This is a genomic window from Paraburkholderia sp. MM5477-R1 (assembly GCF_050436385.1).
GTDB classification, from domain to species: Bacteria; Pseudomonadota; Gammaproteobacteria; order Burkholderiales; family Burkholderiaceae; genus Paraburkholderia; species Paraburkholderia tuberum.
In genome coordinates, this window is record NZ_JBNDMC010000005.1 from 552,597 (window position 1) to 578,313 (window position 25,717).

14 protein-coding genes are annotated in these 25,717 nt (G+C 62.1%); 11 read left to right on the forward strand and 3 right to left on the reverse strand.

Annotated elements, in window-relative coordinates:
• Nucleotides 1–963: 963 nt before the first annotated feature.
• The 8 genes from ltrA (at nucleotide 964) to OKW35_RS14930 (ending at nucleotide 9,208) form a co-directional block, all read left to right on the forward strand.
• The gene (gene ltrA / locus OKW35_RS14895) at nucleotides 964–2,667 is read left to right on the forward strand and encodes a group II intron reverse transcriptase/maturase (RefSeq protein WP_429552448.1); all 1,704 of its coding nucleotides are present in this window, start codon (nucleotides 964–966) and stop codon (nucleotides 2,665–2,667) included.
• A gap of 135 nt (nucleotides 2,668–2,802) precedes the next feature.
• Nucleotides 2,803–4,500: a phage integrase family protein gene (locus OKW35_RS14900; RefSeq protein ID WP_429552788.1), complete on the forward strand. Its 1,698-nt coding sequence runs from the start codon at nucleotides 2,803–2,805 to the stop codon at nucleotides 4,498–4,500.
• Nucleotides 4,501–4,672: 172 nt separating this feature from the next.
• Entirely contained in the window at nucleotides 4,673–4,942 is a 270-nt protein-coding gene (locus tag OKW35_RS14905; RefSeq protein WP_090812210.1) for a DUF1488 family protein, read from the forward strand.
• Between the two features lie 968 nt (nucleotides 4,943–5,910).
• On the forward strand, nucleotides 5,911–6,876 hold the full coding sequence (locus tag OKW35_RS14910; protein WP_221307816.1) for an AraC family transcriptional regulator: 966 nt from the start codon (nucleotides 5,911–5,913) through the stop codon (nucleotides 6,874–6,876).
• 188 nt (nucleotides 6,877–7,064) lie between these two features.
• Complete coding sequence (locus OKW35_RS14915; protein WP_429355224.1) at nucleotides 7,065–7,601, forward strand: carboxymuconolactone decarboxylase family protein; 537 nt, start codon at nucleotides 7,065–7,067, stop codon at nucleotides 7,599–7,601.
• 49 nt (nucleotides 7,602–7,650) lie between these two features.
• On the forward strand, nucleotides 7,651–8,475 hold the full coding sequence (locus OKW35_RS14920; RefSeq protein WP_429355223.1) for an isocitrate lyase/PEP mutase family protein: 825 nt from the start codon (nucleotides 7,651–7,653) through the stop codon (nucleotides 8,473–8,475).
• 42 nt (nucleotides 8,476–8,517) lie between these two features.
• Nucleotides 8,518–8,910, forward strand: a complete 393-nt coding sequence (locus OKW35_RS14925) for a RidA family protein (RefSeq protein WP_429355222.1) — start codon at nucleotides 8,518–8,520, stop codon at nucleotides 8,908–8,910.
• Between the two features lie 115 nt (nucleotides 8,911–9,025).
• Nucleotides 9,026–9,208 carry a hypothetical protein gene (locus tag OKW35_RS14930; protein ID WP_184070394.1) on the forward strand — a complete coding sequence of 61 codons (183 nt, stop codon included), beginning with the start codon at nucleotides 9,026–9,028 and terminating at the stop codon, nucleotides 9,206–9,208.
• A gap of 701 nt (nucleotides 9,209–9,909) precedes the next feature.
• Here the strand turns inward: OKW35_RS14930 and OKW35_RS14935 are convergent.
• The gene (locus tag OKW35_RS14935; protein ID WP_090812208.1) at nucleotides 9,910–13,089 is read right to left on the reverse strand and encodes a bifunctional diguanylate cyclase/phosphodiesterase; all 3,180 of its coding nucleotides are present in this window, start codon (nucleotides 13,087–13,089) and stop codon (nucleotides 9,910–9,912) included.
• Between the two features lie 788 nt (nucleotides 13,090–13,877).
• On the opposite strand from OKW35_RS14935, the gene OKW35_RS14940 reads away from it, so the two are divergent.
• Nucleotides 13,878–15,149, forward strand: a complete 1,272-nt coding sequence (locus tag OKW35_RS14940) for an IS110 family transposase (RefSeq protein ID WP_429488491.1) — start codon at nucleotides 13,878–13,880, stop codon at nucleotides 15,147–15,149.
• Nucleotides 15,150–15,385: 236 nt separating this feature from the next.
• Here OKW35_RS14940 and OKW35_RS14945 read toward each other — a convergent pair whose 3' ends face one another.
• Nucleotides 15,386–16,954 carry a tetratricopeptide repeat protein gene (locus tag OKW35_RS14945; protein ID WP_187630461.1) on the reverse strand — a complete coding sequence of 523 codons (1,569 nt, stop codon included), beginning with the start codon at nucleotides 16,952–16,954 and terminating at the stop codon, nucleotides 15,386–15,388.
• 845 nt (nucleotides 16,955–17,799) lie between these two features.
• Here OKW35_RS14945 and OKW35_RS14950 point away from each other — a divergent pair.
• Nucleotides 17,800–23,223 carry an AAA family ATPase gene (locus tag OKW35_RS14950; RefSeq protein WP_090812594.1) on the forward strand — a complete coding sequence of 1,808 codons (5,424 nt, stop codon included), beginning with the start codon at nucleotides 17,800–17,802 and terminating at the stop codon, nucleotides 23,221–23,223.
• Between the two features lie 324 nt (nucleotides 23,224–23,547).
• Here the strand turns inward: OKW35_RS14950 and OKW35_RS14955 are convergent, their stop codons facing one another.
• The gene (locus OKW35_RS14955) at nucleotides 23,548–25,368 is read right to left on the reverse strand and encodes an ABC transporter transmembrane domain-containing protein (protein WP_429552449.1); all 1,821 of its coding nucleotides are present in this window, start codon (nucleotides 25,366–25,368) and stop codon (nucleotides 23,548–23,550) included.
• A gap of 134 nt (nucleotides 25,369–25,502) precedes the next feature.
• On the opposite strand from OKW35_RS14955, the gene OKW35_RS14960 reads away from it, so the two are divergent.
• On the forward strand, nucleotides 25,503–25,694 hold the full coding sequence (locus OKW35_RS14960; protein ID WP_090812205.1) for a hypothetical protein: 192 nt from the start codon (nucleotides 25,503–25,505) through the stop codon (nucleotides 25,692–25,694).
• Nucleotides 25,695–25,717: the final 23 nt, after the last annotated feature.

Consider the following 25,717-nt stretch of genomic DNA (forward strand, 5'->3'; position numbering starts at 1 on the left):
TTGGCGCCGGCTTTACAAGCGGTTCCGGTTGAGAGTTGCAACGTTCGGAGAAACTAGATTACACGTTATCGTGTAACGAACTTACGGGGCCGCTCGCTACCAGCGTTCTGGCAATTGGCTTTGTGGCGAATTCGAGGCGCCCCCTGCCGCCGAACAAGGCATGGTTAGTGCGCTTGCGTGGTCAAGCAGGGACGGGTGAAAGTCGGAACTGTCAGTCTGTGAATGACCGCCGTGCTTTGTGACCTGAGCTGCTCGCCGTCGCCGGAAGCGCCCGTTCGCCATCTCGGACAACCGGCGTCGCCGTTGAAGACGGTCGCAGGACGTAGCCATTAAGATAAGTTTTCTTATGTGCGACGTGAGGTCGCTTCGTTCGTTGTTTTACCGTCGATGTCTGGCGGGAGGAAACCGGGCGTTCCGTCGCCCGTAGTCTATTGGTGCATGCGGGGCTGGTAACGGCGCCGTGTGAAGCCACCGAGACAATGTAGCCCGGCGCAAGCTAAGCCGTGGTCGTGAGACGACGGTGCCCCTGCGAGTGTCAATGCGGAGGGGGCGCTAGACTGGATGGCATGGTTAAAGTATTTGAACTGCTGATAAACATCGTTAACTTAGACGGGCCAAAGACACTGATAGGCCCCACCCAAAACGGGAACGTAGCAGGTCTGCCCTTTATAAGATGGGGCAGCGCGGACATGGTGCTACCGGTGGAGAAGCAGAGCCTAAACCATTCCTGCGAACGATGCGGAACACGGAAACCCCGTATCTCTGCCCAGTCGGGCAAGCCGACCGTGAGGAAAGCTGTTGGAGGTGCGGGAACAGGAGTGCGGAGAAAGCGAACGCCGTCCTGTAATCAGACGGATAGGGATTGCGCCGCAAGGCAACATCATCCTACGCGAAAGCGGGCAGACTTCCGCATGGTCTTTCGTCACGAAAGAGTCTGACGAACCTTCAAAGGAGGAGAAGCAAATGACAGTGCAGCAAGCCGGCACCGGTGCGTCCTCCGATCGCGCAATGCATTGGAACGATGTCGATTGGGCCCGATGCTATCGTGAGATTCGAAGGCTGCAGGCTCGCATCGTGAAGGCGACACAGGACGGCAAGTACGGCACGGTGAAGGCTTTGCAGTGGTTGCTGACCCACTCGTTCAGCGGCAAGGCACTCGCCGTCAGACGGGTGACTGAGAATCAGGGTAGACGGACTCCCGGCGTAGACGGCCTCACATGGTCTACGCCGAGGTCCCGACTCCAGGCAGTGAAGTCTCTAAAGCGGCGGGGCTACCGCCCTCTGCCGCTGAGACGAATATATATCCCGAAAGCCGACGGGAAACGGCTGAGACCTCTTGGAATTCCCTGCATGGTCGACAGAGCGCAACAGGCGCTTCATCTGCTTGCACTCGAACCTGTTGCAGAAACCATGGCGGATCCGAACTCTTATGGGTTCAGAGCCGCCCGCTCCACGGCCGACGCGATAGAACAGTGCTTTATCTCACTGGCCAGCAGCAATCGCGCGCAGTGGATTCTGGAGGCCGACATCCGGAGCTGCTTTGATGAAATTTCGCATGATTGGTTGGTCGCCCACATCCCAACGGACAAAGCGATACTGCGAAAGTGGTTGAAGGCTGGCTACCTTCACAACAGTGTCTTTCACTCGACGGAAGCGGGTACGCCTCAGGGCGGTATTATCTCGCCCACGTTGATGAACATGACTCTCGATGGGTTAGAACGAACACTTCTTGCGAAGTTCTGCAGAGGCGGCCGGAATCCGTCGAAGGTTAACGTCGTTCGATATGCAGATGACTTTGTTATCACTGGCGCGACGCGAGAAGTGCTGGAGGATGAAGTCATGCCGCTGGTCGTGCAGTTTCTTGCACAGCGGGGATTATCGCTGTCACGGGAGAAGACCCGGATCACGCATATCAACGATGGGTTCGATTTCCTGGGCATGAACGTTCGCAAGTACGACGGCAAGTTGTTGATCAAGCCGGCCAAAACGAGCGTTCAGCGCTTCATGCGGAAGCTTCGGGACGTCGTGAAAGGCAATGCAACGCTAAGACACGATCGTCTGATCCGCCTGCTCAACCCAAAGATTCGCGGTTGGGCGGATTATTATCGGCATGTCGTGGCGAAGCGCACCTTTAACAAGGTTGCTCATGCGATTTGGCAATGTCTATGGCGTTGGGCGAAGCGCCGACACCCGCAGAAGAACTCGCACTGGGTACGTCGGAAGTACTTTCGAACCGTTGGCGCCCGCCAATGGGTCTTTGGTACGGCGACGGACAAAGTGCTCAGCAATGGAAAGCGTGAACTTCTGACGCTGTACGACATTGTCGGCACGCCGATCCGGCGGCACCGCAAGATCAAGGGTGCCGCAAACCCGTTCGACCCGCAGTGGGAAAGTTATTTCGAAGAGCGGTTGGGCTTCGCGATGATGGACTCGCTCAAGGGCCGGATGCGGCTGATCCGGTTGTGGCTCGATCAGCAGAGGTCCTGTCCGGTCTGTCGTCAAATGATCACGAAATCCAGTGGCTGGCGGCTGTACCACCTGGAGCGAAAGATCGATGGCGGTAAGGACACGATCAGCAACCTGACGATGCTTCACCCGGATTGCCATCGGGCCGCGCGTGCCCTCGGACTCTCAGTAGTGAAACCGGCCTCGGCAATGGGGCTTTGAAAGGCTTGAGCCGTGTGCTGGGAAACTCGCATGCACGGTTCTTAGGGGGCAGCGGTGCAGTAATGCACCGCTGCTACCCGACCTAAAGGCACCTGTTTTCAGGCTAAACTCCGGGGTATGAAAAGGCGCCTCACCCTGCCCTCCGCGCCCGCTGCTGACGCTGAATCTTCCGGATCCGGTTTTCCCGATGCCGACGAGCTTGCCGTGCTGCGCGCGTGGTACGCCGGCGTGTCCGTGCGGCAGGCCGTGGCGCGTTACCTGCCCGCCGCACTCGGTGACGGGAAATCGGCGCGCGGCGTCCTCGGGCGCATCCGCGGCAAGCTGCTGGACGTTGCGCGCGCGGCCCATCGCGACGATCTCGTCGCACTCCTCACTCATCCTGTAGCGGGACGCGAGCAGCAAGCGAAAGGCGTGGCGCAGGCAATCGATGCGCTGCGCACGGCGCGCTCTCCGGAACCGCAGATCGCCGACGACATCGCGCAGTGGTTTTCCCCGCGCGCGGTGCGCGTACTGCACGCGTACGGCATCACGACGCTCGCCGATCTCACCGTGCGCATTCCGCGCCGGCGCCAGTGGTGGAAGGCCGTGCCGGGGCTCGGCACGGCGAGCGCCCGTTCGATCGAGGCGTTCTTCGCCGCCTGGCCCGCGCTCACGGACAGGGCGCGTGGGCTGGTGGTCGCGAGCCAGCGCGGCGACATCGTGCCGTGGGAAACCCTCAAATTGCCGCACGAGGTCGACGGCTCCGCCGGCACGTTCCGCGCACCGCCCGCCACCTGCACGCTCGACGCGTCCAACGACTACGAGGCCGTGCAAACGTGGCTGTCCCTGCACGAGTCGCCCGCCACGCAGCGGACCTACCGCAAGGAAGCCGAGCGGCTGATCCTCTGGGCCATCGTCGAACGCGACCGCGCGCTGTCGTCGCTCACGACCGAAGATGCGATCGCGTACCGGACGTTCCTGCGCCATCCGGCGCCGCGGGGACGCTGGATCGGCCCGGTGCGCCCCCGCACGTCACCGGACTGGCGGCCGTTTAACGGCACCCTCTCGGCGCGCTCGGTCGCGCACGCGCTGTCGATTCTCAGCGCCCTGTTCCGCTGGCTGGTCGAACAGCGCTACGTGCTGGCCAATCCGTTTGCCGGCATCAAGGTGCGCGGCGGCAGGACGGCATCGGCGCTCGACGCGTCGCGCGCCTTTACCGACGGCGAATGGGCACTGCTTCGTACGATGGCCGAGGGGCTGGAATGGTCTCACGGCTGGACGGTTCCGGCCGCGCAGCGCTTGCGGTTCCTGCTCGATTTCGGCTTAGCGACGGGTTTGCGCGCGAGTGAGCTGGTCGGCGCGACGCTCGGCCACGTCGAGACGGACGCACGCGGCGAGCACTGGCTGCGCGTCACCGGCAAAGGCGGCAAGATCGCACGGGTGGCGCTGCCGCCGCTCGCGTGGGACGCCCTCGCCCGCTATCTGGCCGGGCGCCAGTTGCCGACTACTACGGCGCGCTGGCGGCCGGACACACCGATCATCGGCAGCCTGGAAGCAGACAGTGACACGGCCATCAGCAGTGTGCGGCTGTGGAGCGTGCTTGAGCGCTTTCTCGTCCTTGCCGCCAGTGCCATCGAAACCGATCACCCACCGCTCGCGGAGAAGCTGCGCCGCGCGAGCCCCCACTGGTTGCGGCACACCCACGCTACCCACGCGCTCGGCCACGGCGCCGAACTCACCACGGTGCGCGACAACCTGCGGCACGCTTCCGTCTCCACGACCTCGATTTACCTGCACAGCGACGAAGTGAAGCGCGCGCGGCAGATCGGCGAGGCTTTTACAACCCGGAACTGAGAGTACCACCTCGCTTCGCGAACGCGCCTGCCAGGAGCCGCCCGTTATGCCCGCCTGCGCGCGTCACGATGCCCCGCAGCCTGTACCCTGATGCCGGCGGCAATCGCCAACCTCATCAGACCGATACGCATACCGCTTTACCCGCATAAACGACAACGCCCTGAAACCCGTCATGGAAAAACCTGAATTCGAGCCGCAGATTCTGGCAAGCCGCCAAGGCGTGTCATTCCGCCTCGTCAGAGGGCAAACCCTCGTCGAATGCGTCATCACGACCGCAGCGCTCGAGGCTCATTTCTGGCTTGAAGACCGGGCCGACGACCTGCGGATCCTCAGGACCTTCCGCGACGGATATAGCCGCATCCGCGCGATCGCTGAACGCAAGCTGCTCGCGCACCCGGGCGCACGCGTCGAACTGACACCTGACGATTTCGGGCGCCACTGATCAAAGCGAGCACGGCAGGTGACGCCACATCGTTGTCCGCCAGGAAATCACGGGTTGCTCAACCCGCATGCCCTTTTCGGACGGACCAGGGTCGTGGCCCGCTATCCCATCCTGCTGCCAGACGGGGTGGCGGCGAAGCCAGGCCGGAGGGCGCCAGCGCTTGACAGTTAGTTGCGTCACGAGCATCGGACGTGAGTACGCGCGGGCTGCTGCGCCGTCTCTGGCGCGTAGCCGAAACGGAAAAGCCGACGGACGTTGCGACTGGGCCTTGTACTGAGCCATTCGCCTGCGACGATAGGCTGCCGGGAAAAGGTCCCTTGCGGGGCCTATGAGCCTGGGAGCGACGCGCGGCGATGCGTCGCGTTCGCATGGCGTCGACTGGAGATCTGCGTCTGCCCGTCAGCAGTCTGAGGCGGAGCACACTCCGGTTTTTCTGAAGGACGGTCATCGAGGCCGTGACGGTTTTGCGCGTGAGACCGACGCGCAGACGAACCACCTATTCCTCCCTGAACGATAGCTCTATGCCAATCCCGCTCTCTGCCGACGATCGCGTTTCTCGCGATTCGGAGGGCGGGTGACGGAGCAGTCCGGTCCGTGGCGCCAGCTTCCCGAGTGCGGCATTTCGGCCATTGCCGACGTTGGAGAGGACTGGATTCTACGTCGGCAGTGGACGGATTGCCGACGGTGGCGGTATCGAGGGGCCGGGCGGCAGCTTCCTGCATCAGCGAACTCACACTCCCGACCCACTGCGGCCGGTCGCCCGTGCTTCAACCGTACGGCCGTTGTCTGTGCAAAAGCGACGGAGAGTGATGAGTATGTGCTGCTACAGCTAGTTCTCTCCGTCTTCCCTAGGGAGGTCGCCGACACGCGACCTGGCCTGCCGTGGCAAGTCCGCAGCCCGCTGCAGTCGTGCGACAATCCGTCATCGCGTTCCAGCTTGGCCGGCATTGCCGCGTTCTTTCGAACGAATGTCCATCTCAACGCCCTTGTCGTCGTTTGCGCGCATCTCCGCAGCACACCTCGATGAACTCATCGCGCTGCTCGAGATCCGCGTCCTAGGCCTGTCCGAGTGTCTCGTCAGCGAGGGGTTCGTGCTCGAACTCGACGGCAACGACGCGCCCGGCATCCACTACATTCTTTCCGGCAGCGGGCTTCTACACATCGGAGGCGCCGATTCGGTACCCCTTACACCGCACACGCTGCTGATCGTCCCACCGCGACATCCGCTGAAGCTCGAGGTGCCCGCAAACCAGGCGGGCATCGCACCGGTCGTCGTATCCGGCCGCGAGCATAAGCGTGTCGTCGATTCCATCAACCGGTTCCGCGCCGGATCGACTGAGCCCATGACCGTGATGATCTGCGGTTACTTCACCGCAGCTTTCGGCGCCTCGATTAATCTCTTCGAAATGCTCTCGATGCCGATCGTCGAGCAATTCGATCCGTCCGACCGGCTCGACGTCTATCTGCGCACTGCCTTCGAGGAGCTGATGGCACAGGAAATCGGCGCCGGTGCGATGTCGGGCGCGCTGCTCAAGCAGGTGATCGTTGCGCTCGTGCGCCGCTCGCTTAAAACCAGCGCGCTGTGGATGGAACGTTTCGCATTGCTCGGTGATCCCCAGATCGCGCGCGCGTTCGCCGACATGACCGCGAGGCCTTCCGCGCCGCACACCGTCGAAAGTCTTGCCCAGATCGCCTGTCTGAGCCGCTCCGCGTTCATGGCGCGCTTCTCGGCGGCCTTCGGCCAGGCGCCGATGCAGGTGCTTCGCGACATCCGAATGCGCCAGGCCGCCGCCCAGTTGCGCGCCGGGGATCTCGCGCTCGACCAGGTGGCGCACAACGCCGGCTACGCGAGCCGCGGAGCTTTCATACGCGCCTTCCGCGAAATTTATGGCGCGGCGCCCGCCGAGTATCGAGCAACACCATCCTCATCCTGATCCGCACCGCGCGGATTGACTCGCCCGCTCGACGCCCGAAGCGCCGAGTGGCGACCCACGAGCCGGACTTTTGCGCACATTTGCCGGATCCTGTGCGCGGTGATCGCTCCTAGACTGCTTCTCAATGCAGGAACACCTGTTCCCGCAGCCATCATCCGCAGTTCGAACCGAACCCAAGGAGCAGTACTATGAGCCGCATCGCTATTCCGCAGAATATTCCCGCCGAGTCCAAGGCCGTCGTCGACGCCGTGTCGCGGCAACTCAAGCTCACGCCCAACCTGTTCCGCATCATGGCACAAAGCCCCCAGGCGCTGAACGGGTGGGCCGGCCTGCAGGGCGCTCTCTCCAAAACACTCGACATCAAGACGCGCGACGGCATTGCACTGGCCGTGTCGCAGGTCAACGGCTGCCAGTACTGCCTCAGCGCCCACACCTACGCAGCCACCGAGTTTGCCGGCCTTTCCAGCGATGAGATTCGCCGCAACAGACTCGGGGACTCGGACGTGCCCCGCGTGGCGGCCGCGGTAGCGTTCGCGCGCAAGCTGATGCAAACGCGCGGCAAAGTAGCGACGGGGGACCTCGACGTGATGCGAGCCGCCGGGTACAGCGATGCCAATATCGTCGAGATCATCGCGCTGAGTGCGCAGTTCATGCTGACGAATTTCGTCAATAATGTGTTCGACACGGAGATCGACTTCCCGGTGGTCGAAACGGAAATCGCCTGAACGCGTTCGGAAGCCCGCAAGGGCTTCCCCCTCTTCCGGGAGTTCTGCCATGCCACGCACCACTGCCGAAAAGCGCGCCACATTCCGGGCGCTACACGAATCCGGTTGTTTCACGCTGCCGAACCCTTGGGACGCCGGCAGCGCACGTTATCTCACGAGCCTCGGCTTCCAGGCTATCGCGACCACGAGTTCCGGCTATGCGTGGTCGACCGGCCGCGCCGACAACCAGGCGAGCCGCGACGACATCCTCGCGCACTTGCGCGCGATGGTCGAGGCCACCGATCTGCCGGTCAATGCAGATTTCGAAAGCGGCTTTGCCGACGATGCGGCCGGCGTTGCCGAGAGCGTGAAACTCGCGGTCGCCACCGGCGTGGCTGGCCTGTCGATCGAAGATGCGACCGGCGATGCCGCCGCGCCTCTGTTGCCGATAGAGATCGCCGTGGCGCGGCTCGCAGCGGCGCGGCAAGCGATCGACGATAGCGGTGGCGATACGCTGCTGATCGGCCGCGCGGAGAATTTTTTCGTTGGTGTGCCCGACCTGAACGACACGCTCGAGCGTCTGAAGGCTTACGCAGCGGCCGGCGCGGACTGCCTGTACGCGCCGGGTATCCGGACGCGCGAAGAGATCGAGGCCGTCGTCGCGGCGGTCTCGCCCAAACCGGTGAACGTACTGATTGGCGCGAACCCGGTCCTGACATTGCCAGAACTGGCAGCGCTGGGCGTGCGGCGCGTCAGCGTGGGCGGCGCACTCGCGCGGAGCGCCTGGGGCGGCCTCATGCGCTCCGCCCAGGCGCTTTCGGACGGACGCTTCGACGGCTTCGCAGATGCCCCACCGGCTTCGGATCTCAATGCACTGTTCGCTGGCGACGCTTGACGCGCGCCATTAACATCGATCCCGTCACTCAAGGAGAAACACATGGCTCGCGAAATCATCCGTGTCGAACCATTGTCCAACTGGCTCGAGCGTTGGAAGGCACCCACCTCCGTTGCCACGCGTCACGGCGACACGCTTTACGTGTCGGGCTTGCCGCCATTCGATCCGCAGACCGGCGAAGTGCTGGATGCGCCGATCGAACAGCAAACTCGACGCGTGCTGGAGCAACTGAAGCTCTGCGTCGAGACCGGCGGATCGTCGCTCGACCAGGTGCTCAAGTGCAACGTCTACTGCACATCCGTCGAGATGTTCCCGATCGTCAATGAAATCTATGCACGATTCTTTGGCCCCCGGCCACCGGCACGGATCTTCGTGAACGTGCCCGCATGGCCCGGACGTTTCGATATCGAGATAGATTGCATTGCAGCGGTTTGAGCCGTGTTGCGCACGACCATGGCACGCTCGACCGACGCACAGATCGAAGCGGCACTCACCGATAACACACGGCCTCACCGCGATCGCGCCCGCGACGGGCGAGATCGCGTCGCCGATGTGCTTCGCTTCATCGACATCGGGCCAGGCGATCTTTCTGCCGTATCGCGGATATTTCACTCGCTTGTTCGCGTCACTGGCCGGAGACCACGGACGCGTATTCGCCGCGATTCCCGCCGAGCTGACAAAGATCGAGCGCATCGAGGCGGGACAGTCGGAGGTCGAACAGTTCGCGCGGTAGCGGCACAATGCCGTGCTGCTGACAGGGATTGCCGAAAAAGCGGGCGCCCGACGGAACAGATCTACGCGTTTTGCATCGCGCGGAACTACCACGATCTCCACACGCCAAAGATGGTCCCCGTCGACGTTCATGCATTCAACGACGCCGTTTTTCGCGTGTTGATGCCGGGCGGCCATTACGTAATCGTCGATCATCGGGCGCAGCCGGGTTCGAATACGCGGGTGAGCACGACGTGCTGCATAGTCACCGCGATCCGCGGACGTCTCCTGCATCTTCGCGCGTGGAATCCGATACGACACCGATGGGTTTATCGTGAAATTCGGAGGCCTGCTGAGCTTACGTGTCGTGTTCGTCAATGACCGTTATCTGAATGGAACCGCCGTCTGAATGTCTTCGCGACGCTTAGGAAGAAGGTCTCTTCCTGGCCGACTGTACGCGTTCACCCGTCAGCACCATAAGCCGACGTTCAGAAGCATTCGCTGCGCCTAAGGCAGTTTAGCGGCGTCGCAGCCTTGTGAGTGCAACCGGCCACAGAAGGACGGTCGACGGTATCCAATGAATGACGGTTCATCCGTTAATTTCCGCCGTTGGTCGAGGTTTTTCGGAGGTCGCTTGAGGGTCCGAGTGCAGCCAGTTGTGATCATGCTCGGCCGCTCCAGCCCCGGAGAATACTATCGCGCGAAAGAAAGCTACTGCGGCGCTCAAGCCACCTTGCGTACGCTACTCCAGGACCGCAATTCGGTAGGCGACAATGCTTTCGAGAAGAGGAAACCTTGCAGTTCGTCGCAACCAATGTTTCGCAGGATCTGAGCCTGATGCTCGCTCTCGACTCCTTCGGCGACCACTCGGAGGCCCAGTTCGTGGCCGAGCTCGATGATTGCCCGAATAATTGCGAGGTCGGCCGGCGCATCGAGCATGTCTTGCACGAACGCGCGGTCGATCTTGAGGCGATCAAGCGGAAATCGGTTCAGATAGCTGAGGCTTGAGTAACCGATACCGAAATCGTCGAGGGATAGCTTTACTCCAAGCTTGCGGATCGCCTGGATCGTGGTGAGATAGTTCTCCGCGTTGTCCATCAACACCGTCTCAGTGATCTCGAGTTCGAGCCGATCGGGAGCCACGCCGTACCGCTCGAGACTGTCTGCGAGCGAGCTTATCAAGTCTGGATCGCGCAGCTGGATCGCAGACACGTTGATCGAGACGCGCAAATGCATCAGCCCGCCAGCGTCCCACGCGGCGACCTGTCGGCATGCTTCGTCGATTACCCAGGCACCGATCGGAATGATGAGTCGTGTGTCTTCGGCGACCGGAATAAACTGCGCAGGCGACACCGTGCCGATCTGCGGGCTGTTCCAGCGCAAGAGCCCCTCAACGGCAACCGGTTCGCCCGTGCGGGCATCGACACACGGCTGGTACGCAAGCCGGAACTCCTGCCTGGTGATCGCCGTGCGCAGGCACGCTTCGAGCGTCAACCGGTAGCGCGCGCGTTCGGCCATATCAGGTGCGAAGAACTTGACGAGGTTACGTCCCGCGGCCTTCGCCTGGTACATCGCGGCGTCGGCGTTCTGCATCAGGGTATCGATGTCCTCGCCATCGTCCGGGAAAAGTGCCACGCCGACACTGCATGACACCGGCAATGCGGCGCCGCCTAGTTCATGCGGCTGACGAACGAGCGGCAACAGACGATCCTCGATCGCACGGGTAACATCCGCCACATTGCTGACACCGTTGAGGATTACCGTGAACTCGTCGCCACCGAGGCGGCTGACGGTGTCATTGCTGCGCACGGCTTGCAGAAGGCGCCGCGCGACCGAGCGCAACAGGTTGTCGCCGATGTGATGGCCAAGCGAATCATTGATGTTCTTGAACCGGTCCAGATCAATGAAGAGCACGCCGACGCGTTGGCCGGAGTGGCGCGCATTGCCGAGTGCGACGCCAAGGCGCTTGATGAACAGCTCGCGGTTCGGCAGTTCCGTTAGCACGTCATGTTCGGCGAGAAACTGAATGCGCGCCTCGCTCTTCTTGCGGTCCGTGATGTCGATCAACGTGCAGATATAGTGCGACAGGTTCGCCCGCCGGTCGCGCACCGCGCTCACCATTAGCCATGCCGGATAGTCGTTGCCGGCCCGCCTTCGCACCTGCGCTTCGCCATGCCACGCGCTGAGGCGATCGACAGAATCGATAACGGCCGGAAAAATGTCATCTTGCTCCTGCGTTCCAAAGAGGAAAGCAGGCTTCTTGCCCGCCACGTCGTCAGCGCAATATCCAGTCGCTCGATAGAACGATGCATTGGCAGTGACGAGCCGTCGTTGCTCATCCAGAATCAGAATCGCCTCGGATGATGCCTCGAACACCTTGCCCCACAATTCGAGGCGTTGCTCCATCAGCTTGATCTGGTTGATTGGAGTGAATGCAGTCAATACTGCGTCGCGCCCCTGGAAGTCGAGGCGTCGCGCCGACAGCATGGCCCACGTAGGTTCGCTGCCGGCCTTCCAGCGCACCTCGAATTCGTCTACGGCATCTCGGTCCGAGAGTTGCTGGAAAAACCGCGCGCGTACCTCCGAGTCGAGACCGAAGCCCCAGGGGTCTACCGTGCAGCCGTTGAGCCAGGCAAGCGCTGGCCGGTTTGCGTGCAGGATCTCATGCCCCGGGATTGACGTGACGACCATCGGCACTGGAGTCGCCTCTACAAGAGCGTATTGCGCGGCCGACGCACGCGCTGTCGCGGCAAGCTCCTTCTGCACGACGCGCTCGCGGTCAAGCTGCGCGAGCATGTCGTTGAAGCCGCTCACGAGCTGGCCGATCTCGTCCTGACTATGCCACCTGGCGCGCAGCGAGTGGTCTCCTGTGCGGCGCACGGTATCCATCACGCGCGCCAGCTGGCGCAAGGGGCGGGAAATCTGCTGCGCGACGAAGTACACCATGCTCAGGATCGCGCATAGCAGAAAGAATGCCGTTCCAAGGTGCAGCCACATTCGCTCAAAGAGGCCGCGCACGCGCTTATGCAGAAGACTTTCGAGTTGGCTGCCGGTGTTACTCCACGCGTCGCTTACGCTCGTTACCAGGCGCTGCTGTGCGGAATCGAGCCGGTTCAGCGCGGCCGCATCCGCGCCAGCGTCAACTGCGGCTCCAGCCATGCGGCGATACGTTTCGACGGCGGCGAGCATGCGTTCGACCGACGGTCCAATCGTGCCGGTCAGTGTGCCGTTCGCGGCCGAAGCTTCCGCATAGTCCGAGCGCAGCCCCTGCAATACTGCGTCAAGCTGTCCCTCCAGCACGAGGTAGCGGGTACGCATCTCATCGTGGCTCATCGATGCGGCGTGAGGGTTCGCGCCGGCATCGTGCAGATGGCGGCCGATCCGGTTGACGTCGCCGAGCAGCTCCGGGTAGCGCAGAATCGACAGTGACATTGAATAGTAGCTGTCCAGGTCCGGATCCAGAATCAGGTTCGACTGGTTACCGACCCGTGTCACCAGTGCGCGCGTCGCGTCGAGGCCGAGGTCCACCGTCGATGCGCTCGCATGCGGCGCCGAACTTGCTTCGAGTGCATCGCGGACCCGTTCGTTAATAACTGCGCTTTGCATGTTCGCGCCAAAGCGGCGCTCTGCGTCGTCGAGTCTGCTAGCAGTGCTCTTCAATTGGACCGCAGTCTGCGGCTGCCCAGCCCCCGCGAGTGCGAAGTCGATAAGCGCGTCATGCACGGCCGCGACGTAGGCATTCCCGATCAGCTCCTTGTCGGAGAAGTCAATTGCGATGTACTTTTCGCGGATCAAGATGCCGCTGATGTAAAGGACTGCGCTCAAGTCGAGCAGATAAATCAGCAGCAGCTTTCGGCCGACGCGGAGACGTCCGAGAAACCGGAAGAACAGGTTGCGTTTCATGGGCGTGGTCGCTCTATCGCAAAGTTTTCGTCCCACGTGCGGCAAGCCAGGCGTTTCACTGAGTTTCTCCGTGCAGGGAACGTCGGACCTCTGGTTCAGGTCCCACGGCGGGAAGAGCCCCTGATCAAGCTATCGACCGGTTGAAGAACTTCTTTAGTCTTTGCTTAAAACGCCCCATAACGGTGCTAGAAAAGCGACAACACGGTGCGAACATTTCGAAGGAGGGTGCCTTTTTGGGCAGTCGTACAATGGTGCCAGGACTTTGTCATGGCGAGCGCCTTTGGCAGGCCAGCAGTCAATATGCGAATTTTTTCGCTTCCGCGGCCAAGGGGGCGACCATTCGGACGTTGAATCCGCCTCTGCTTCCGGACGTTCGATTGTGAAAGACGGACGGTCCTTCATCGGCCAATGCCGTCATTCGAGGATCGGTGCTGGTCAGACGGGTATGGGGCGCTTTCCTGTCATTCACAGGTCGGTGGTCGCGAATGACTCGTCCCACGGAAAGCGAACGAGTACTTGCGACCCTGTATAGATAGTCCGTTCCGCTTTCACTGATACTGGTAGCACTGGCAGCTTGCTGCCAGTGCAAGCGGAACATGCACCCGCGGGCTACGAATATCTCGACCCAAACGCCTGGACGTTTGCGGCTTTAGCTTCGAGTCCGCGGGTGCGCTTGCGCTCGTCAACGAATACTCAGGGTTCGCCGTCGCACCGGCTCACTATATTGGCTTCGCTGAACGCAAGCATGCATGTCCCTGCCAGACAATCTATCACTTGCAGAGGTTCACATGTCGCCTCTATCGGATCAGCAGTTTGCAGCGTATGTTGGCATCGACTGGGCGGATGCGAAACACGATATCTGCCTGCAGGCTGCCGACGACACCAGGCGAGAGTTCAGTTGTGTTCCTCATCAGGTCGCATGCATTGATGAGTGGGCAAAGGGATTACATCAGCGCTTTGATGGGATGATCGCGGTTGCCCTCGAGCTGGCAAGGGGACCAATAGTTTCCGCGCTTCAGAAGTATGATTTCCTGGTCCTCTTTCCGATTAATCCATCGACGCTCGCAAAATACCGCGAGGCGTTCAAACCGAGTCGGGCCAAAGACGATCCCACCGATGCCGAACTGGCACTCGATCTGCTGCTTCGCCATCCCGAACGGTTCGCTCCACTGAGACCGCAAGGTGCGGGCATGCGTTGTCTGACGAGCTTGATCGAGCAGCGCCGTGAAATGGTCGGCGACAAGACGCGATTCACTAACCGCTTATGCAATACGCTCAAGCAGTATTATCCGCAGGCACTGGAATGGTTCGCGCACATCGACACGGTACTGTTCTGCGACTTCATTACGCGCTGGCCGACGCTTTCATCCGTCAAACGCGCCCACCGCAGTACCCTTGAGGCGTTCTTCCACGCGCACAACTGCCGCCGCCCCAGGCTGATCGAGACGCGTCTGGAGTCCATCCGCTCGGCCACCCCTCTGACTGAGGATCCCGGCATCCTCTCACCCTGCCGGCTGCACGCGTTGGCGCTGGTGGCACAACTGCGAACGGCTCTCGCTGGGATCGATGTGTTCGACAGGGAGATTGCGATGGTCGCGCGAACGCTACCTGACTTCGCCCTGTTTGAATGCCTGCCGGGAGCGGGCCCACATCTGACACCGCGGCTGCTTGCCGCATTCGGCGAGCAGCGTGAACGCTTCAGGCACGCTGCTGAACTGCAGAAGTATTCCGGCATTGCGCCGGTCACTGAGCGCAGTGGCAAGAAATGCTGGGTGCACTGGCGCTGGCAATGTCCGACGTTCCTGCGCCAGACATTCGTGGAATGGGCCGGCCAGACAATTAACAAGTCATTCTGGGCGGGCGCTTACTACCGGCAACAGCGAGCGAAGGGCAGTTCGTATCAGGCCGCCGTCAGAGCTTTGGCGTTCAAGTGGATACGGATCCTCTACCGCTGCTGGCAAACTCGGACACTGTACGACGAGAGCGTCTATCTGAATGCATTGAGGAAGCGCGGCTCGCCTCTCCTTGGAAGCCTCGCACTTCCCCCTCGAAATACTTGACGGACGGACTCAGGGCGTGAAGCCGCCTGTCGAGTCACCATAGCGAATGTCCGTAAGAGAGCTGCGATCGGACACTCGACACGACGGACAATCTTTCCCGGTGTCTTCACCCGGCCATTCGACGCGCTTTGCTCGCTCAAAGCGGGTAATCGACCCGACGGAGATGACACGATCACATTTGCGGCTCAAACCCCCGCGAGCACATGAGCGGGCACTCGCTGTACGTAGGGCGTCGCTCAGGCACCCCGCAATGCGTCCAGCTCTGCGCGAAGCGCAGCCACTACGCCAGTCCAATCACCTCGCGTCGTTTGTCGAAACAAGTGCGCCTGTGCGTACCATGGACTATCGCTTCTGTCGAGTTGCCATCTCCAGTCCGGCATGAACGGCAAAGCAATCCATACGGGCTTGCCGAGCGCCCCCGACAGATGCGCTACAGCCGTGTCGACGCTGATGACGAGGTCGAGGCGAGCGATCAGCGCAGCCGTCTCAGCGAACGTAGTGAGCCGCGTGGAAACATCACGCAGCACCGCGCGCTGCTCAAGCTGCGCGAGGCACGTACGATCACTGTCGCGTACATCCTGTTGCAGCGCGAAGAAGTCCGCGTCGGCATCTAACAACGGCTTCAGTTGCTTGAGCGACATAGACCGGTTGCAGTCATTTACATGCGTCAGGCTTCCCGACCATACGATCCCAACTCTCGGCCGTCGAGCAGAGCCTGCAAAAAGATCGTCCCATTGACGTACAAGCGCGTCGTCTGCGTGAATATATGGACCGGTCACCGCGAGATCGGGTGCACGAACCTTGAGCGCAAACGGTAGACTCAGGGTCGGAACGTGATAATCGAAATGCGGCACCTGTCCTGTCTCGCCGATGACTTCGGCCGCACCCTGATAATTCTTGAGAAGCGGCAGCAGTGCATCCTGAACACGCAACACGACCCGAGCTCCAACTGCACTGAGTCGATCCACGAAACGCACGAATTGCAGCGTGTCGCCGAACCCCTGCTCGTGATGAACGAGTATTGTCTTGTCACGTATCGGTTGGGTGCCGGTCCATAGGGTGTTCTGCGGAAATCCGTGGCTATCGGTGCCATCGCGCCAACGCCATTCATATTCGCGCCAGCCGTGTTCGAATTCGCCGAGCAGCAAATTCGTCTGAGCCCGATTGGTGCGGGCGCCGACGTCGTTCGGATCGAGCGAAAGCGCCTTCTTGAATTGAAGCAACGCCTCATCAAAGCGTCGCAGATCTCGCAACGCGACACCGAGATTGACGTATGCGCGCACGAAACGCGGCTTGAGCGCGATCGCCTGCCGGTAGGCATCCAGTTCGTCCTCATAGCGCTCCAACTTGCCGAGCAGCGCGCCCCGGTTGTAATGCGCTTCGGCTGAATGTGCCTGGATTTTGCACAGATGCACCAGGATTTCGAGTGCACGCTGCGGTTCGCCAAGCTGTATCAGCGACATTGCGACGCCATGCAATGAAGCGGCATGGTTTGGAAACTGGGCCAGGCAGCGCTCGAACAGCGCTATCGCATCATCGTGACGTTGCGCCAACTGACACACCTGCGCGGCGAAATTCAGGTGTTCCGCCGACATGGACATGTGCGCCGATGCCTGTATCAGATACGCCGCTGCACGTGCATGATCGCCCTGTTTGGCCGCGATGTAACCGAGGCCCGCAAGAGCTTCACCGTGGTCGGGGACGCTTGCCAGAATACCGCTCAGCAGACGCGTTGCATCGTCGAATTGACCGGCCATGAGGTTCTTTTGCGCGGCAGCGAGAGCGTGTTCAGTGTCGTGATTCATGGCGATGTAGGGCGGCGCAGAATGCGATCTGTCGACGGGTGGGGAAACGCCTCATTGTACGGCGTCGCGTAACGCGGGCCTCCAGATCGAAGCAATGGCAGCCGTCGGTTCTCTGCGTATGGAAATAGCGACGATTCCGGCGACGCGGAGCCCTGCAATCCTCCTTTCCGATTGCTACGCAAGACAGGTCAACCCTAGTGGCTGTCGTATGTTGAATGGGGAACGGACGGTCGCAGGTTGGGTTCCGGCGGCTGCTTTTGGCCGGGTGCCGACCCATGCAATTTGCATATGCAGGTTCAACCTCGCCAGCCAACGATCGACAGCACACGACCCATTTCTGCCGTCGGACACCTGGTCAAGCTAACGGCAGCTTCGCGAGCACAACGGTCATCCGTGCCGCGACTCCCGGTACGCTCTCGGGCCTTGCTTACGGTCGCGGATCGTTGGCCGAGGTCGGCCAAGACCGTGCCGCGGAAGTTCGCTCCAAACAGGCGCCCGTGTCTGTGACCCTCCGCCTTTTCATCAGGCTTCATGCGCGTATCCTTTCGGCGAAGCCACGTCGATGGCGCCTGGTCATCCCATTTGGACGGTACAGTCCGAGTAGCGTGTGCAGGGCTTCACCGCCGGCATTCCGACCGAATCCCAATGGCGCCGCGGTCGTCGAGGTGTATCCTGACGAGACAGCTTTCTGCTGTACGCGTTGCTGGCCGTGGCGATGCCGTCTTTTCAGCGCACCCGGCGCAGTTGGGGCAGACGAATGATGGCGTCCCCTTCTTAACCGCATGACCGGCAGGAGCCTGACGGCAGCGTGCGGCAGATGAACCCTACCTATGGTTGCGGCGCCGATGGGTAACAGCCTCCAGATCTTGTGGGACGATGGCGAGTGCGTCTTCTGTCGAGGGCGGCGCCAGGGCGATGGCGGCGACGACAACGTACTGATCGCGCGGCCCGCTGCCGAACATCCGCCACCCGCCAGCCTCGCTCGCCTCGCGCACGAATTCGGACTGAAGGACGACCTCGACGGCGCGTGGGCGGTGCGGCCGCGGGACCTGGTGCGCGAAGGCGGCCGGACTCTGCTGGTGCTCGACGATCCGGGCGGTGAGCCGCTCGCGCGGCTGCTTGGCGCGCCCATGGAGGTGGGCAGTGTCTTGCGCCTTGCCGTCGGCATCGCCGCGGCGCTGGGCAAACTCCACCAGCGCGGCCTCGTCCATAAGAACCTCAAGCCCGCCAATATCCTCGTGAACTGCGCGGATGGACAGGCGCGGTTCACCGGCTTTGGCATCGCCTCGCGGCTGCCGCGCGAGCGACAGGCGCTCGCGCCGCCCGAAACCATCGCAGGCACCCTCGCCTACATGGCACCCGAGCAGACCGGACGGATGAACCGCTCAGTCGACTCCCGCAGCGACCTCTATTCGTTCGGCGTCACGCTCTATCAGATGCTCACCGGCACGCTGCCGTTTACGGCCGCAGACCCCATGGAATGGGTGCACTGCCATATCGCCCGAAAGCCGGTGCCGCCACGCGAGCGCCTGGAGACGGTCCCTGCTCCGGTCTCCCAGATCGTCATGAAGTTGCTCGCCAAGACCGCCGAAGAGCGCTATCAGACTGCCTCCGGTGTTGAGCGCGACCTGCAGCGCTGCCTGGCCGGGTGGGAGCGTAAGCACCTCATCGATGCGTTCCCACTGGGCGAACACGACACGCCCGACCGGCTGCTGATCCCCGAGAAACTGTACGGGCGGCAGCGCGAGGTCGATACCCTGGTCGCCGCGTTCGACCGCGTGGTCAGGAGCGGCACGCCAGAACTGGTGCTGGTCTCCGGGTATTCGGGCATCGGCAAATCCTCGGTCGTCAACGAACTGCACAAGGTGCTGGTGCCATCGCGGGGGTTATTCGCCTCGGGCAAGTTCGACCAGTACAAGCGCGACATTCCCTATTCGACGCTGGTGCAGGCTTTTCAAGGCCTGGTGCAGCCGCTTCTCGGCAAGCGCGAGACCGAGCTGGCGAGCTGGCGCGGCGCATTGCTGGAGGCGCTGGGCCCGAATGCACGGCTCATGACCGACCTCATCCCCGAACTGAAGCTCATCATCGGGGACCCGCCGCCGGTCCTGGAACTTGAGCCGCAGCAGGCGCAAAGCCGTTTCCAGCTCGTGTTCCGGCGCTTCATCGGCGTCTTTGCCCGGCCGGTGCATCCGCTGGCACTGTTTCTCGACGATCTGCAGTGGCTCGACGCGGCGACGCTCGACCTGCTGGAGGATCTCCTGACCCGGTCGGATCTGCAACACCTGATGCTGATCGGCGCCTATCGCGACAACGAGGTCGATGCCGCGCATCCGCTGATGCGCAAAATTGAAGCGATTAAGGACGCCGGCGCGAAGATCGAGGGCATCAGGCTTGCGCCGCTCGCCCGTGAGCACATAGAGCTGTTGATTGCGGAGGCCCTTCACGGCGAGCCGGGACGCGCCGCCCGCCTGGCGCAGCTCGTGCAGGAGAAGACCGCCGGCAACCCGTTCTTCGTGATTCAGTTTCTGCACGCGCTAGCCGAAGAGGATTTACTCGCTTTCGATCATGACGCTGGGTGCTGGTCCTGGGATCTCGATCGCATCCATGCGAAGGGTTACACCGACAATGTGGTCGATCTGATGGTCGGCAAGCTGACCCGCCTGCCGGCTGAAACGCAGCAGGCGTTACAGCAGCTCGCCTGCCTGGGGAACGTCGCGGAGATCGCATCGCTGTCGATCGTTCTCGGCATCTCAGAGGCGCATGTCCACGCGGCGCTGTGGGAGGCGATGCGTCAGGAACTTCTTGAGCGGGCGGAGGGCTCGTACAAATTCATCCACGACCGGGTGCAGGAGGCCGCCTATTCGCTGATCCCGCAAGCACTGCGCGCCGAGGTCCATCTGCGGATTGGACGGCTGCTCGCCGCGCAGACGCCCCCCGGGAAACGGGACGAGGCGATCTTCGAGATCGTGGGTCAGCTAAATCGGGGCGCCGAGCTGATTACCGCACAAGAGGAACGGGAGCAACTGGCCGGGCTCAACCTGATCGCGGGCCAGCGCGCCAAGGGGTCGACAGCCTACGCCTCGGCGCTCACCTATCTCATCATCGGTGCGGAACTATTGAACGACGATTGCTGGGAGCGCAGGCATGAGTTGATCTTTGCGCTGGAGCTGAACCGGGACGAATGCGAGTTTTTGACCAGCCAGTTATCGGTTGCAGAGGAGCGGTTAGCTGGGCTGTCAAAGCGCGCCACGACCACGGTCGAACAAGCTACCGTCGCGTGCCTGCAAATGGATGTCTACACGACGCTCGATCAAAGCGCGCGCGCGGTCGCTGTGTGTCTCGACTACCTCCGCCATGTCGGTATCGAGTGGTCGCCCCATCCGCAAGATGACGAGGTGCGACGCGAATATGAGCGCATCTGGTCACGGCTTGGGAGCCGGACAATCGAGGAACTTATCGGTGGGCCCCTGATGGAGAACCCGGCTTCCCTCGCGACCGTCGATGTTCTGACTAAACTCTGGACGCCGGCCTTGTTTACGGATGAGAACCTGGCTTGCCTGACGATCTGCAAGGCCGTCAGTCTCAGCCTTGAGCGGGGCCATTGCGATGCTTCATGCGTCCCGTATGCCCTGCTCGCGAGGATCGCCGGACCGCGTTTCGGCGACTACGAGGCTGGATTTCGATTCGGCCAGCTCGGCTACGAACTCGTCGAACGACACGGGCGCTTCGAGGCGAGGACATATCTTGCCTTCTCGATTTTCGTGGTGCGCTGGAAGAAACACGTGCGAGCCTGCCCTGACCTGCTGCGCCGCGCGTTCGAAGCGGCGAACCGGATCGGGGACCTCACGTACGGGGCCTACGCGTGCAACAACCTCAACTCGGACCTGCTCTTCGCCGGCGAGCCGCTGCCAGAAGTGCAAGGCGAAGCCGAACATGGCCTTGCTTTCGCCGGGAAGGCGCGGTTCGGCCTTGTCATTGACATCATCACTGCGCAACTCGCGCTGATCCGGATGCTCCGCGGCCTGACGCTGAAATTCGGTTGCTTTGACGACGGACAGCTCAATGAGCTTCGCACCGAAGACCATTTGTCCAGCAACCCGGCCCTGGCGATCGCTGCATGTTGGTACTGGATCCGGAAATTGCAGGCACGCTGTATCGCTGGCGACTATGCGGCGGCTTTGGACGCCGCATCGAAGGCGCAACGGTTGCTCTGGACCTCAGTTTCTTTCAGTGAGGAAGCCGAATATCACTTTTACGGCGCGCTGACGCATGCCGCCTCGTGCGACTGTGAACCGGCGGGTGAGCGGCCGCAGCACCTGGAGGCGCTGCGTGCGCATCACAGGCAACTGCAGGTCTGGGCGAAGAATTGCCCGGAGAACTTTGAGAACCGTGCTGCGCTGGTCGGTGCTGAAATCGCTCGCCTGGAGGGCCGCGGGCTCGATGCCGAGCTGCTCTACGAGAAGGCCATCCGCTCGGCCCAGGCAAACGGCTTTGTTCACAATGAGGCACTCGCCAATGAACTCGCGTCCCGCTTTTATGCGGCGCGGGGTCTTGAGAAGATTGCCCGCCTGTATCGGCAGGACGCCCGCTACGGCTACCAGCGATGGGGCGCCGAAGGGAAGGTGCGGCAACTCGACGAGAAGTATCCGCACCTTGGGACGGAAGCGTCCGCGCCCAGCGGGACGGGCACGATCGGGACACCGGTCGACCGCCTCGACCTCGCGACCGTGATCAAGGTGTCGCAGGCCGTCTCGGGTGAGATCGTTCTTGAAAAGCTGATCGATACGCTCATGCGCACGGCGATTGAACAGGCCGGCGCCGAGCGCGGCCTGTTGATTCTGCCACGCTGCGGTGAGCAGCACATTGCCGCAGAAGCCACGACCCGCGTCGACTCGACTCATGTGGAACTGTGCGACGTACCAGTGAGCACCGCAGTGTTGCCGGAGTCGGTCCTCTATCACGTCCTGCGCACCCGGGAGAGCCTCGTTCTTGACGATGCCGCGCTCGAGCCATCGTTTGCCGGGGACCCCTACATCGGTCAGCGGAGGGCTCGTTCCGTTCTCTGCCTGCCCCTGATGAATCAGGCCAGGCTCATAGGCGCGCTTTACCTCGAAAACAATCTGACCACGCGGGTGTTCGCGCCGGCCCGGATTACGGTGCTCCGGCTCCTCGCTTCTCAGGCGGCGACTTCGCTTGAGAATACCCGCTTGTACCGCGACCTCGAACAACGCGAAGCCAAAATCCGGCGCCTTGTAGAGGCCAACATCATCGGGATCATGATCTACGATCTCGATGGCAAAATCATCGAGGCCAACGACGCGTTTCTGCGCATCGTGGGTTACGACCGCGAGGACCTCATGGCGGGCCGGCTACGCTGGATGGACCTCACGCCACCGGAATGGCTAGCCCGTGACCTGAGTCAATGGATACCACAACAGAAAGTGACTGGGCGCCTGGAACCGTTCGAAAAGGAGTACGTCCGGAAAGACGGCAGTCGCGTGCCCGTGCTGATCGGCGTCGCCACGTTCGAGGAGGGCGGAAACGAGGGTGTCGCTTTCGTGCTCGATCTGACGGACCGCAAGGAAGCGGAGCACCGCTTGCACGAGTCCTACGAGATGCTGCGGGAACTCACTTCCCATCGAGAGACGGCTCGGGAGGAAGAGCGCAAGCACATTGCGCGGGAAATGCACGACGAACTGGGACAACACCTCACCGCGCTTCGTATGGGAGCATCGGTACTAGCTATGCAGCTTGGCGACGGTCACTCTGAGCTCGTCGAACAGGCCCGGGCATTGACCGCCCTGGTAGACACCACCATGCAGGTGGTCCGGGGCGTCATCGCGTCGCTACGCCCTGCAGCACTAGACGCGGGCATTGTGGCTGCGCTCGAGTGGCTCGCTGCCGAATTCAACCGCAATCCGTGCACGGTGTGTCGCCTCCGCTTGCAGGACGAGACTCTCGTGCTGGGCGAGGACCGCGCTATCGTGCTGTTTCGCGTCGCCCAGGAGGCGCTGACCAACGTTGCCCGTCACGCTGCGGCCATGCAGGTGACCATCACGCTCGAGCGAACGCCCGATGCCTGTCTGCTGGAAGTACGGGATGACGGAAAAGGATTCGATCCTCTGGCGACCAGAAAAAGATCGTTCGGGCTGGCGGGGATGAAGGAGCGCGTGCTGATGCTGGGTGGTCAAATCGATCTTGTCAGTTCACCGGGAAACGGCACCACGATCAAGGTATGTCTTCCCGTTCATAAGGGTGTGCCAACGTAGCCGCCCAGAACGAAAAGGCTCCCGAGGGGGCTACAAAAAAGCGCCCACGGGGTGTGCGGTTATGAAATGAACCGTTGCGACCAATCCGGCTCCTGGGTTTGGGTTACCTCGTTGATACCGCACCACGCAATGAATCTTGCCGCGAGATACGCGACGGACATGCTCTGCATATGAAGGTCCGGTGTCGAGGCCGAGCCGACGTTTGAACGTCCGTATGAGAGCTCGAGCGAGCGGCCGCAGTTGGCCGCTTATTGCGTTACGCTACCGCGTCATGTCGATCCGTTGGGAGCCCTGCGGTTGCCCGTGCCGACCTGGATCGTGTCTTCACGCCGAGTCGACGCGATCGCACTCAGCGTCGCGCTGTCCCGTATGCGCAACCTGCTCGCCAAACTGCAGGGCGGCAAGCTGGGCATAAAGCGGCGAACTCAAAAGCAAGTCGGCGTGGCGGCCCTGCGCGACGATGCGGCCTTGCTCCAGCACGACGATGCTATCCGCTTGCTGTACGGTCGCGAGGCGGTGCGCGATGACCAGCGTGGTGCGGTTCTGCGCGGCATTGTCCAGCGCCTTTTGGACGAGGCGTTCGCTGGCAGCGTCGAGTGCGCTGGTGGCCTCGTCCAGCAGCAGGATGGGCGGATTCTTCAGGATCGCGCGGGCGATCGCAATGCGTTGGCGCTGTCCGCCAGACAGCCGTACTCCGCGCTCGCCTAGAAACGTGTCGTAGCCTTGCGGCAGTGCTTCGATAAAGCCGGCCGCAGCGGCCATTTCGGCAGCCCGCTGCACTTGCGGGAGTGTGGCCTCGGGCGCGCCGTAGCGGATGTTGTCGAGCACGCTGCCCGAAAAGATCACCGATTCCTGCAGCACTGCCCCGATTCCCCTGCGCAACTCGAGGAGCGGCACCTGTCGCGTCGGGACACCGTTGATCAGAATGCTGCCGGCCTGCGGGTCGTAAAAGCGCAGCAGCAGTTGGAACAGCGTGGTTTTGCCGGCGCCGGACGGTCCAACCAGCGCGACATGTTCGCCCGCGCGGACGTCGAGCGAGAGCCCGGCGAGTGCAGCGATGCCGGGGCGGGACGGATACGAAAAGCTAACATTGTCGAAGCGGATGCCGTCCCCGCGCGCCGGCAGCGTGACCGTGGCCTCGGCCTGCGCCACCGGCGAGCGTGCCGCCAGCAGTTGCAATAAACGTTCGGTAGCGCCGGCAGCCCGCTGCAGATCGCCCCACACTTCGGCGACAGCGCCCACGGCCCCGGCGGTGAACACCGCATAGAGGATGAACTGGGACAACTGGCCAGCCGTCATCCGCCCGGCTAGCACAGCCTGCGCCCCAAGCCAGAGGACGAACACGACGGCGGCGAATACCAGCACGATAACCACGGCGGTCAACCAGGCACGCGCCCGAATGCGCTTGAGCGCGGTCTCAAAGGCCACCTCCACCGCGCCGGCAAACCGCCGCGCCTCAAAGGACTCCTGCGTGTACGACTGGACGGTCGGCATGGCATTGAGGACCTCGCCCGCCAGCGCGCTCGCGTTCGCTACCTTGTCCTGGCTGGCGCGCGAGAGGCGGCGCACGCGCCGACCGAAGACAACGATGGGAGCGACCACCACCGCCAGCGTGGCGATGATGTAGCCTGACAGCACAGGGCTGGTCACTGCCAGCATCGCCACGCCACCGGTAAGCAGGAAGAAGTTGCGTAACCCCAGCGACAGGCTGGTGCCCACCACCGTCTGAATCAAGGTGGTGTCGGTGGTGAGCCGCGACAGCACCTCTCCGGTCTGCGTGGTTTCGAAGAACTGCGGGCTCATCTCCAGCACGTGGTCGTAGACCGCACTTCGCAAATCGGCCGTGACCCGCTCGCCCAGCCACGACACGAGGTAGAAGCGCAGTGCCGTGGCGCCGGCCAGTACCAGCGAAACGGCGAATAACGCGAGGAAATAGCGATCGATATGCGTACGGTCACCCGCAGCAAAGCCACGGTCAATCAGGTATTTGAACGCCACCGGCAACGCCAGTGTGGCGCCCGCCGACGTCACCAGCGCCAGGAACGCGAGCGCCCAGCGCCCGGCATACGGGCGCATGAAGGGAAACAGGGCAAACAGGGGGCCTATAGTCCGCGAAGGCGGCGAAGGCGGGACAGCGTCTGGCATGAGGATTCCCGAGCGGGTAGAAGTTCATCTCGATTGTGCCAGTCCTACAGATTCGAAGGCAGCGGTCGCGTGCTTGCCGCGACTCCCCATATGTATCAAGATCAAATCGATCTTCTCAGGAATGAGCCATTGCCATGACAGACAAATCCGATTCGGACGAACTGAAAGGACCCGGTGGCTTGACGTTGCGCCAGATCCACGAACAGGTACAGAAGAGCGTCGAGCGCGACCGCGAAGAGCAGGTAAAGCGTAATACTACCGCTGCGCAACAGGGTCGATGGCAACGTTGGGTACGCTACGTGTGGGCCCGCAGTGGCCGTCGCTAAGATGGCTTGATACGAAATGCGCC